The organism is Gordonia sp. NPDC003585 (assembly GCF_040610755.1).
In the GTDB taxonomy this organism is placed as follows: Bacteria; Actinomycetota; Actinomycetes; order Mycobacteriales; family Mycobacteriaceae; genus Gordonia.
In genome coordinates, this window is sequence record NZ_JBEXMX010000122.1 from 1 (window position 1) to 9,932 (window position 9,932).

General features: G+C 66.4%; 8 protein-coding genes and 1 riboswitch. Of the genes, 2 read left to right on the forward strand and 6 right to left on the reverse strand.

Annotation, left to right across the window (positions count from 1 at the left end):
- Positions 1 to 81: 81 nt before the first annotated feature.
- Together ABZW74_RS22765 and ABZW74_RS22770 are read right to left on the reverse strand one after the other, a co-directional pair.
- Positions 82 to 519, reverse strand: coding sequence for an SRPBCC family protein (locus ABZW74_RS22765; RefSeq protein WP_240860544.1), 438 nt, complete (start codon positions 517 to 519; stop codon positions 82 to 84).
- Positions 519 to 956, reverse strand: coding sequence for a hypothetical protein (locus ABZW74_RS22770; protein ID WP_240860543.1), 438 nt, complete (start codon positions 954 to 956; stop codon positions 519 to 521). The genes ABZW74_RS22765 and ABZW74_RS22770 overlap by 1 nt, the downstream gene beginning before the upstream one ends.
- 129 nt (positions 957 to 1,085) lie before the next feature.
- Here ABZW74_RS22770 and ABZW74_RS22775 point away from each other — a divergent pair, with 129 nt between their 5' ends.
- Positions 1,086 to 2,909, forward strand: a complete 1,824-nt coding sequence (locus ABZW74_RS22775; RefSeq protein WP_355279575.1) for a long-chain fatty acid--CoA ligase — start codon at positions 1,086 to 1,088, stop codon at positions 2,907 to 2,909.
- 389 nt (positions 2,910 to 3,298) lie between these two features.
- Here the strand turns inward: ABZW74_RS22775 and ABZW74_RS22780 are convergent, their stop codons facing one another.
- From ABZW74_RS22780 to ABZW74_RS22795, 4 genes are all read right to left on the reverse strand, one after another.
- Positions 3,299 to 4,423: a glycosyltransferase family 4 protein gene (locus tag ABZW74_RS22780; protein WP_355279577.1), complete on the reverse strand. Its 1,125-nt coding sequence runs from the start codon at positions 4,421 to 4,423 to the stop codon at positions 3,299 to 3,301.
- Between the two features lie 19 nt (positions 4,424 to 4,442).
- On the reverse strand, positions 4,443 to 5,753 hold the full coding sequence (locus tag ABZW74_RS22785) for a hypothetical protein (RefSeq protein ID WP_240860540.1): 1,311 nt from the start codon (positions 5,751 to 5,753) through the stop codon (positions 4,443 to 4,445).
- 147 nt (positions 5,754 to 5,900) lie between these two features.
- On the reverse strand, positions 5,901 to 6,902 hold the full coding sequence (locus ABZW74_RS22790; RefSeq protein WP_240860568.1) for a C40 family peptidase: 1,002 nt from the start codon (positions 6,900 to 6,902) through the stop codon (positions 5,901 to 5,903).
- Positions 6,903 to 7,221: 319 nt separating this feature from the next.
- On the reverse strand, positions 7,222 to 7,905 hold the full coding sequence (locus ABZW74_RS22795; protein WP_240860539.1) for a C40 family peptidase: 684 nt from the start codon (positions 7,903 to 7,905) through the stop codon (positions 7,222 to 7,224).
- A 17-nt stretch (positions 7,906 to 7,922) separates the two neighbouring features.
- A riboswitch (cyclic di-AMP (ydaO/yuaA leader) is annotated at positions 7,923 to 8,130 on the reverse strand.
- A gap of 626 nt (positions 8,131 to 8,756) precedes the next feature.
- Here ABZW74_RS22795 and ABZW74_RS22800 point away from each other — a divergent pair.
- Positions 8,757 to 9,932, forward strand: a 1,176-nt coding sequence (locus tag ABZW74_RS22800) for a DEDD exonuclease domain-containing protein (protein WP_355279581.1), incomplete at its 3' end; no start/stop codon positions are given.

A 9,932-nucleotide genomic window follows, 5' to 3' on the forward strand; every position in this document is an offset into this window, starting at 1 on the left:
GCTCTGCCGCCCCGGCCGTCGCGACGACAGACACGCCACAACCCCCGGGACCGAGCACCAGATGGATCGGTGTGAGATCGATCAGCCTTCGACCCTTTTCTTCAGGTCGTGCAGGGCGGCGTCCGTGATCGCCTTCTCCGCACGGCGTTTCAGTGCACCGATCAGGGGCACCACGAGGTCGACCATCAACTCGTAAGTGACCTTCGTCGAACCCGGCACCTGCTCGGTGAGCACGTACCGGCCGCGCTGATCGCGCTGGAGTTCACTGGAGACGAGACGCCACGACACGCCTTCGCCGTGCGAATCCCATTCGTAGGCAAGCACATACGTGTCCTGCAGGACACCCGCGTCAAGGACGAATCGTACCTGCTGGGCGCGTCCGGACGCGTCGGTGCTCAGCACCTCGACCTCCCGCGCGGCCGAGACCCACTCCGGATAGTTCGCGAAATCCGCGATGACCGCCAGGATGTCGGCCGCGTCGGCGTTGATGATGATGTCGCGCTCGGTGTGGTCGGCCATCAGTGTGTTCCGACCCCTGACGCGTCCAGCCCGGACGCCTGCACCCCGACTGCCGGGCCGCCGACGATGCGCCCCGATTCGAGGTCATCCTTGACCGCGAAGGACATCACCTTGCCCGCCACCCGACGTTGCTTGTTCTCCTGCGCCAGATCCGCGGCCGAGCCCGCAATTCGATCGCCGAGCGAGCCGGCGGGTTCGGCATGCAGGAAGTAGTGGAGGACAAAGCCGTCGAGTACCGCTTCACACCAGACCTCCATCGTCCCCCGCAACGGCCCGTCCACCGTCCACCGCACCCCCTGGGCGCCGCGGTCCTCGGTGACGGTCAGCGACAGATCCGGCCACCAGCGTCGCCAACGGGCGCGATCGGCGATCACGTCGGCCACCAAGGCCGGGGCCGCGGCGACAAATGTCGCATCGGCCACCTGAATACTCGTCACGACATTAGCTTCACACATGCACCACAGGCGACGGTAGGGCCCCCAACTGCGCCGTCGCGCGAGGTCCGGTTGGCCGACGGCTATACCATTGGTGTCGACGAATACCGCAGTACTCGAGAGGGGTCACCGATGACCGAAACCGATGTCCAGCCGTTCAGCGTTTCGGCGAAGTTCACCATCGCCGCCGAGGACAATTGCACCGACATCATTTTCGACATCGCCGACAAGACCCCCGATCGCACCGTTTTCCTCCACAAGCGGGGCGACGAGTGGGTGCCGGTGAGCGCCCGCGAGTCCGTCGAACGCATCACCGCGATCGCCAAGGGCCTGATCGCGTCCGGGGTGAAGCCCGGCGACCGCGTCGCACTGCTCTCCCGAACCCGCCTGGAATGGACGCTCATCGATTTCGCCATCTGGTCGGCGGGTGCCATCACGGTCCCGATCTACGACTCGTCCTCGGCGGGCCAGATCGAATGGATCATGCAGGATTCCGGCGCCACCGTGATCATTCTGGAAGACGACGGGCATCGCGACGCATTCAACTCGATCCAGACGCTGCCCGACACGATCGCGGTGTTCCAGATCGATCGGACCGACGGACCGAGCGCGGTCGCCCAACTGACCGAGACGGGTGCAGACGTCCACGACGACGAGGTCACCAAACGTCGTGCCACCGTCGGTTCGGCCGACCCGGCCACCCTGATCTACACGTCGGGAACCACCGGACGCCCCAAGGGCTGTGAACTCACCCACGCGAACATGCTGTCGGAAGTCCGGGGCGTACTCGAAGGCGATCTCCTCGACGAGTTGCAGCGCCGGCCCGAGAAGCGACTGCTCATGTTCCTGCCACTGGCCCACGTTCTCGCCCGGGCCATCACCCTCGTCGCAATCGAGGCGGGCGCCGAGGTGGGCCACTACGCCGACACCTCGACACTGGTACCGGAGTTCGCACGGTTCAAGCCGTCCCTCATCCTGTCGGTCCCCCGCGTGTTCGAGAAGGTGTACAACACCGCCCGCCAAGGTGCACACGACGGCGGCAAGGGCAAGATCTTCGACGCGGCCGCCGACACCGCCGTCGCGTACTCGAAGGCATCCGAACGTGGTCAGGTCGGCCTGGTCCTCAAGGCCAAGCACGCCCTCTTCGACGCCCTGGTCTACAAGAAGCTGCGTGCCGCTCTCGGCGGCGAATGCGCCATGGCCATCTCCGGTGGCGCACCGCTCGGTGCGCGTCTCGGTCACTTCTTCTCCGGCGTCGGCATCCCGGTGTACGAGGGCTACGGTCTCACCGAGACCACGGCCGCGTTCAGCGTGAACACACCGGCCGCGAGAAAGATCGGCTCCGTCGGAAAGCCGTTGGCCGGCAACGAAGTTGCCATCGCCGAGGACGGCGAGGTGTTGCTGCGCGGCGGCGTGGTGTTCAAGGAGTACTGGCAGAACCCGGAGGCAACGGCGACAGCGGTCACCGACGGCTGGTTCCACACCGGAGACCTGGGCAAGGTCGACGGCGAAGGATTCATCACCATCACCGGCCGCAAGAAGGAACTGATCGTCACCGCGGGCGGCAAGAACGTCTCCCCCGCCGGCCTCGAAGACGTCATCCGCGCCAGCGCCCTCGTGTCACAGGCGATGGTCGTCGGCGACCAGAAGCCGTTCATCGCGACACTCATCACCATCGACCCGGAGGCATTCCCGGCCTGGAAGGAACGCAACGGCAAGCCGGCAGCGGCCACGGTCGCCCAACTGGCCGACGACCCGGATCTGCGCGCAGCGGTGCAGGCCGCGATCGACGACGCCAACGCGACCGTGTCGCATGCCGAGGCCATCAAGAAGTTCCGGATTCTGCCCACCGATTTCACCGAGGAGACCGGGGAGATGACCCCCACTCTGAAGGTCAAGCGCAACGTCGTCGCCGAGAAGTTCGCCGACGACATCGAGGCGATCTACGCGAAGTAGCCGTCGACTCACTCGCCCACGCGGAGGAGCGCGGCCTCGTCGCAGAAGCCGCACTTGTCGCCAGAAACCTGCTCGCCGCCGCAATTGCGGCCACCGTCACAGAAACCTCACTCGTAGTCAGAGACCGTCAGCGGTTCCGACGGTCTCTGATTAGAAACGAGGTCCCTGTCGCAGCGCAGTCCTCGGAACCGGGAACATCGTCGTGCGAAGGAATCGCGATCCGCCACAAAAGTAGGGGAAGAAACTTCTTCCCCTACCCTTGGTGTCCTCCCCCAGAAAATTCTCGCGGATGACTGCGAACCTCGGGGAAGAAGTTCTTCCCCTAGATTTTTCGGGCAGGACGCTGACACATTCCCCAGTTCAGCGGGTTGGTCACCGTCCTCTTCGGATCAGAGCAACTGCCGCAGCCGTGCGGCCATGTGCTGCCACTGCCAATTATCGACGACGAAACGTCTTGCCTGCCTGCCCATCTCGGCGGCCGCCGCCCGATCTCCGAGGATCGACAGGATGGCCATGGCGACCGCGTCGACGTCGGTGCCGTCCACGACGGTGCCGGTGACCCCCTCGACAACGGTCTCGGGCGCACCCCCGGATTGGCCGGCAACCACCGGCACCCCGCAGGCCGACGCCTCGAGATAGACGATCCCGAGACCCTCGACGTCCAGGCCGCCGCCACGGGTCCGGGCCGGCATCGCGAACACGTCGGCGACGTTGTGATAGGCGGGAAGGTCTTCGGACGCAACGCCTCCGGTGAACACCACGTGGTCGGCCACGCCGGACTCGTCGGCGAGTTGGTGGAGCTTGTCGGCGTACGGCCCCCCACCGACGATGACCAGGACCGCGTCGGGCACCGTGCGGCGGATCAGCGGCAGTGCCCGGATCAACGTGTCCTGACCTTTCCGAGGCACGAGCCGCGACAGGCAGAGGATGGTCGGACGGTCGCCGAGGCCGAGCCGGCTCCGAATCTCGGTGCGCCGCTCCGCATTCGGCGTGAAGCGTTCGACGTCGACACCCGGCGGCAGGTACTCGAGTGCGGCGTGGCGACCGAAGGCCGACGCGAAACGCCCACGCGTGTAACGGCTTACGAACGTGATCACATCGACATGTCGACCGATGAACCCGAGAACCTGGCGGGCCACCGGGAGCATCGACCAACCGACCTCGTGGCCATGAGTACTGGCGATCACCCGCTGCGCGCCGGCGCGTCGAACGGCGGGGGCCAGCACCGCCAGTGGTGCGGCCGCACCGAACCACACCGTCGAAATGTTCTCCTGCGCCACGATGCGAGCGGCACGGCGCGCCACCAGTGGCGTCGGCAGCATCAGCGTCGTCGGGTGCCGATACACCTTGTAGGGCACCGCGGCGTCGAACTCGACGTGGGACTGCTTACGCCAACGCGGTGCGTACACGACGATCTCGTCGGGCGGCAGCAGATCGACAAGGTTCTGCAGGTACGACTGGATGCCACCGGGCCGCGGCGGAAAGTCGTTGGTGATCAACAGAGTTCGCTTCATCGCCCAGACCGGCTCACCGTCATCGAACCTGTTCGGTCAGCCACCGCTGCCAGCGCGACACCAACTCGGCACGCGTGATACCCAGCACCGTCGCGATGGCGGCATCCTGACGTCCGACGTCCACCGTGGAGGCGACACCGAGATAGAGCTGCTTGAGTCGCGTCTCACCGTAGCGCTGCGCGACGTAGGCCGCGATGGACCACGCCGACTGGTAGGCCAGCTGCGACGCGTCCCCGCCGGCGGCGAAGGCTGCGTCTGACGGAAAGGCGGCCGGTGGACCCGAGTCGGTCACCTCGGCCGCCAATTCGGGAGCGGCGTCGGCGAAGCGACGGTAGGTGTCCTTGCGGCCGACGTACTCGGGCACGCCCTCGGTGATCCACATCGGCGCGCCCACGGCTGTACTCAGCCGCGCGGCCACATGGGTGAGTTCGTGTCGCATGACGACGCCGAGCGCGGGCGTCGGCAACGATCGCGCCTCCGGCGTCAGCACCACCCGCTGTCCGACCGCCACACGCTTACGGGCGTCGATCCGGTCGTACACCGTGGCGGCCGCGGCCCCGCCGATCACACTGCCTGGTGCCAGCGCCTCGAACTCCGCGTCACGGGCCGTGGCCACCACGAGCGCACGCTGGGGCCACGCGGTCCCCCAGAAGTCGGTGACGGCGGTAACCGCCCCTCCCAACAGCTCCTGAAGACGGCCCACCTCGGTCGCAGTGTCGGGATACGACGCGATCACCGACTCGCCGCCGGCCGTCCGAACATCGCGCACCTCGAGGCCGGGCAGATCCCACATCTGTTTGTCGGCGGCGGGGCGTCCGGCCAGCGTCGCATCACCCACGATCTTCCAGCTGTCGCCATAACGGGCCACGACCAACTGCGCCGAATCCACCATCTCGGGCTCGGCGAGGCCGGGCTTCGACGCACCGCCGAGCGCGTGATGAAGTTCGACCGGCGCGACCCAGGAGTCCGAACTGCCCTGCTCGTCCAGCGCCTCCTGCACTTCGGAAGACACCAGTGCCTCGGCTTCTTCGGTCGGCGCGAGCTGATATCGGAAGACGGCCGGGCGCAACGCCGACCCGCGACCCTCCGACGACGCGCTTTCCGACGCCGACGAGTCGTCGGCGAAGTTCGCGGTCACCACCATGAGGCGATTGCGGAACGCCGCGGGAGCACTCTCGTCGAGCAGTGCGGCCACCGCCCGCCGGTCACCACGCACCACGGCACGGCTGAACGAGTCGAGCAGCGCGGTCACGCCCGCGGAACGCTGCGCTTCATAGACGTTGTCGGCGGTCGACGGCGTGGCGGGAACCGACGATGTGGACGTGATCACCGTCGGCGGTGGACCCGATGAACACCCCACGAGCGTCCCGAGAATCACCGCTGATGCCGCAGCCACCGACAGCGAGCGGCTCGTCCGATGCTCACGCACCGGTGCCCCGCGTCCACTGCAGGACGCCAGAGTCGCGTGTCACGTCATTCAGTACCGGCGAGCCGCATTGTACGGTCCGGCCTCGTCGATGGGGACCACCTTGACAGGGACGCCGAAGGTGGATGCGTGGATGACGTAACCGTCGCCCACGTACATCCCCACGTGGGTGGCGCCGGGGTAATAGATGATCAGGTCGCCCGGTTCCAGATTGTTGCGGTCGATCGCACGTCCGGAGGCCAACTGCGCCTCACTCGAGCGTGGCAGTGTCTTTCCTGCCTGCTTGTAGGCCCACACCATGAGTCCCGAGCAGTCGAAGGAATTCGGTCCGGTGGCTCCCCAGACGTACGGGTCACCGATCCTGGTCAGCGCGGCCTGCACGGCGATCAGCGGCAGCGACGTTCCGCGCGGCACGAGCCGGGGGTCGAAGGTGAACTTCGGTCCCTGCAGTTCGGCGAGCTGCTTACCCGTCATCGACTTGTAGACGGCACGGATCTGAATGGCCTGCAGCTGCATGTTGGCCCGTTTGGTCTGCAGGTTGCCGCGCACCCGTTCGACGCGCGAGACGGCCTCGGTGGCGGTCGTCGCGGCACGCTCGGCGTCGACCTTCGCCGACGCGGCGCGCTTGCGAGCCTGCTTGAGGTTGGTCAGGTCCCGGGCGGCCTGGCGGGCGATCATGTCCAGCCCGGACATCTGGTCGAGCAGGGACTGCGGCGAGTCACTGACGAGAACCGCGTACAGCCCGTTGATACGCGCGCCGCGGTAGCTGGCGCGCACGATCGAGTCGACGCGGCCCTGATACAGATCGAGCTGAACCTGCGACTGGTCGAGCGAACGCTGCGCAGTGGCTGCGGCACGGCGGGACGTGACCACGAGCCGGCGCTGCTTGTCGTATTCGATCTGCGCGTTGTGCATCGACTCCGCGGTCTTCTCCGCGTCGATGCCGAGCTGCTTGTAGCGAATGAGCAGCTGATCGGCCGTACGTGCGGGAATCGCCTGCGCGTCGCCGGTACCGCCGATACCCAGCGGCAGGGCGACCAGAATCGCCAACAGACCGGCAGCCAGCGCAGCGGGCGCCGAGCGCGACGAGATCACTCGTCGTGCGCCTCGCGAACGGGTTACCACCTTGCCATCACTCCTGTCGAAACTCACGGTCGATCCGGCATCTGGCACGGCCCACCGGGCGTCGCTGTGTGCGGAGAATCCCCCACGCCCCCAACTCCCTCTGATGAGCAACCCTAGTTGTGTGCCTGCCACCGGATGACCGGTTTGGCCACCCCGGATTCCTCCTGGGTAGCCAAGTGGTTTGGGCGGATCACGCCTGAATGCGTGATCCGCCCAAATCCGAAGTCATTACGCTGCCGGTTCGCGCTCAGTAGCGCCGAATGCCGACGAGCGACCATTCCTTGACCGCAGCCTTCTTCACCGGCTGACCGTAGGTCGAGGAGTGGACGAACATTCCGTTGCCGATGTAGATACCGGCGTGACCCCCACCGTTGAAGATGAGCACGTCACCGGGCTTGGCGTCTTTGTAGGCCACCGCGCGACCGCCACCGAGCTGACCGTAGCTGTCACGCGGGATGGTCTTGCCGGCCTGCTTGTAGGACCAGTAGACGAGGCCCGAGCAGTCGAACGCATTGGGGCCGGCAGCGCCATAGGAGTACGGCGAGCCGATCTTGCTCTCGGCGGCCTTCACGGCCTTCTCACCGGTGGTCAGCTGCGGCTGTCCCAGCGGCGCGCCACCGCGCGGCTTGAACTGCGGCGGGATCTGATTCTGGTTGATGCCGGGCACCGTGAACGTTCCCAGGTTCGGGATCTCAACCGTTGCGCCTTGCGGCTTCTTGGCGGGCTTTGCCTTCTTCTTGACCGGCTCGGTCTTGTGCGACGGCCCGAGACCGGGCACCTCGAACGTACCGAGGCCAGGCACCTCGACCGGGGCGGCGAGCGCGGGGCCAGCGGCCGCGGCAAGCGAACCGAGTGTGATCGATCCTGCGATCACGGCCTTCTTGGCAACCTTGCCCCCGCGGTTGGGCTGCTCCAAACGATGTTTGGCCACGAAGCGAGTTCTCCTTCAAGTTCTCCCTCTACCGCCTACCGAGTTAGCTGTCGGGTTCGGGCCGGAAGAGTGGCCCTACGCATGCCTCTACCCCGTGTGTCACCCGGACACACCTGGTTTCAGTACGCGATTCACCCCGATTCAGACTGGTCCGACAGACGTCCGACCCGCCCGAAGTTGGTGGTTCCCCGGTTCGCCGCGAGGGCGATTGAGCGGTGACCGCTTGCAGACCACTTCTTGGTGAAGCGGGACGCTCTGCAAAGGTCTCGGAAAGGTTACGAAATTGGATGCGGGTCTGTCCACTGGGCCACTACGGGCCCAACTTGTTCGCCCCGCTAACCAGCACGCAGGATGCGCGGACCACGGTCCGTTCCACGTGCCTGAACTGCAGTTTTCCCCGATCTTGCAGATCGTGCAGCGGAGCTGGACACCATTGCAGCAGAAACGAATACGTCGATGGCGAGGTCGAGTTCAGCGTCGGCCGCAGCCGTCGATCGGCGGTCCCGAACACCCCGGCCGTGAGCCCCATCGTCCCAGCTTGGAGTACCCAAGAGGACGTTCATGGCACATCCGTCGCAGGCAACGGGACGACCCGGGCAGCTGCTGCAATCGACATACATTTGTGATCTCCATCTCATTTTGCCCTTGTCGGGATGTCGTCAGCGTGTTGGCGGGTGGGTCATCTGTCCACTGCGCCGGGCGGTACCTGCGTCGACGACAGGCTCCGCTCAGATCTGGACACTAGGGGCACCCTCCGACAAACTCCGTCGATCACAACTGCCACTGCGGTTATCCGGGGTCGCTGGTGTCACTGCAGCAACTTGTCGGGCCGTCGAACTAGTGTTCGCCACATGATGCAGAGTGGTCGTCATGCGGTGGACTCCGGTCAGCTCACCTTCGGAGATCTCGCCGACGAACTGAACAACGGTCCCGCCGGCCTCGCCAACGACTTCAGCGATCGTGCACTCTTCGACACCACTCTCGTCGTCGTCGACCTCGAAACCACCGGATCGAGCCCGGACGGTGATCGCATCACCGAGATCGGGGCGGTCAAGATCCGCGGCGGCGAGGTGCTCGGCGAGTTCGCGACGCTGGTGGACCCGGAGCGGTCCATTCCGCCGCAGATCGTCACGCTGACAGGCATCACGCACGCCATGGTGAGCGCGGCCCCGCGGATCGGAGAGGTGCTTCCCGCATTCATCGAGTTCGCCCGCGGGTCGATCCTGGTGGCACACAACGCCCGCTTCGACATGGGTTTCCTGCGCCGCAACGCGCTGCGACTGCATCTGGAGTGGCCGTTCTCGCTGACGCTGTGCACGGTCACCATGGCGCGCCGCATCCTGCACCGCGACGAGGCCCCGACGGTGCGGCTGTCGGCCCTCGCCGACCTCTTCGACGTCTCGGTCCGCCCCACTCACCGCGCACTCGACGATGCGCGTGCCACCGTCGAGGTGTTCCACCACCTCCTCGAGCGCGTCGGCAACCAGGGCGTGTACAGCGTGCGCGACCTGACCGACTATCTCCCTCGCACCGACCCCCGGCTAAGGGCCAAACGCCATCTCGCCGACCGGGTGCCGGCCCGACCCGGCGTCTACCTCTTTCGTGGGCCCTCCGACGAGGTCCTCTATGTCGGCACCGCGGTCGACCTCCGACGGCGCGTGCGGTCCTACTTCACCGGCAACGACCCGCGCCGTCGGATGGGCGAGATGGTGATGCTCGCGCAGCGCGTCGATCACGTCGAATGCAGTCACGGACTCGAGGCCGCGGTCCGCGAACTGCGGCTACTCGCCGCACACGCACCCGCTTACAACCGGAAATCCACTCAGCCGCACCGCGGTTGGTGGATCGTCGTGACCGCTGAGCGCTTTCCCCGGCTCAAGGTGTCCCGCACCCCGACAGACGAGGCCATCGGCCCGATCGGCAACCGAACCACCGCCGCGACGATCGCCGACGTCATCTCGGCTGCGGCCGGCCTGCGCACCTGCACCGGCCGGACGAGGTCCGGGGGCTACCACTGGTGTCGCCTG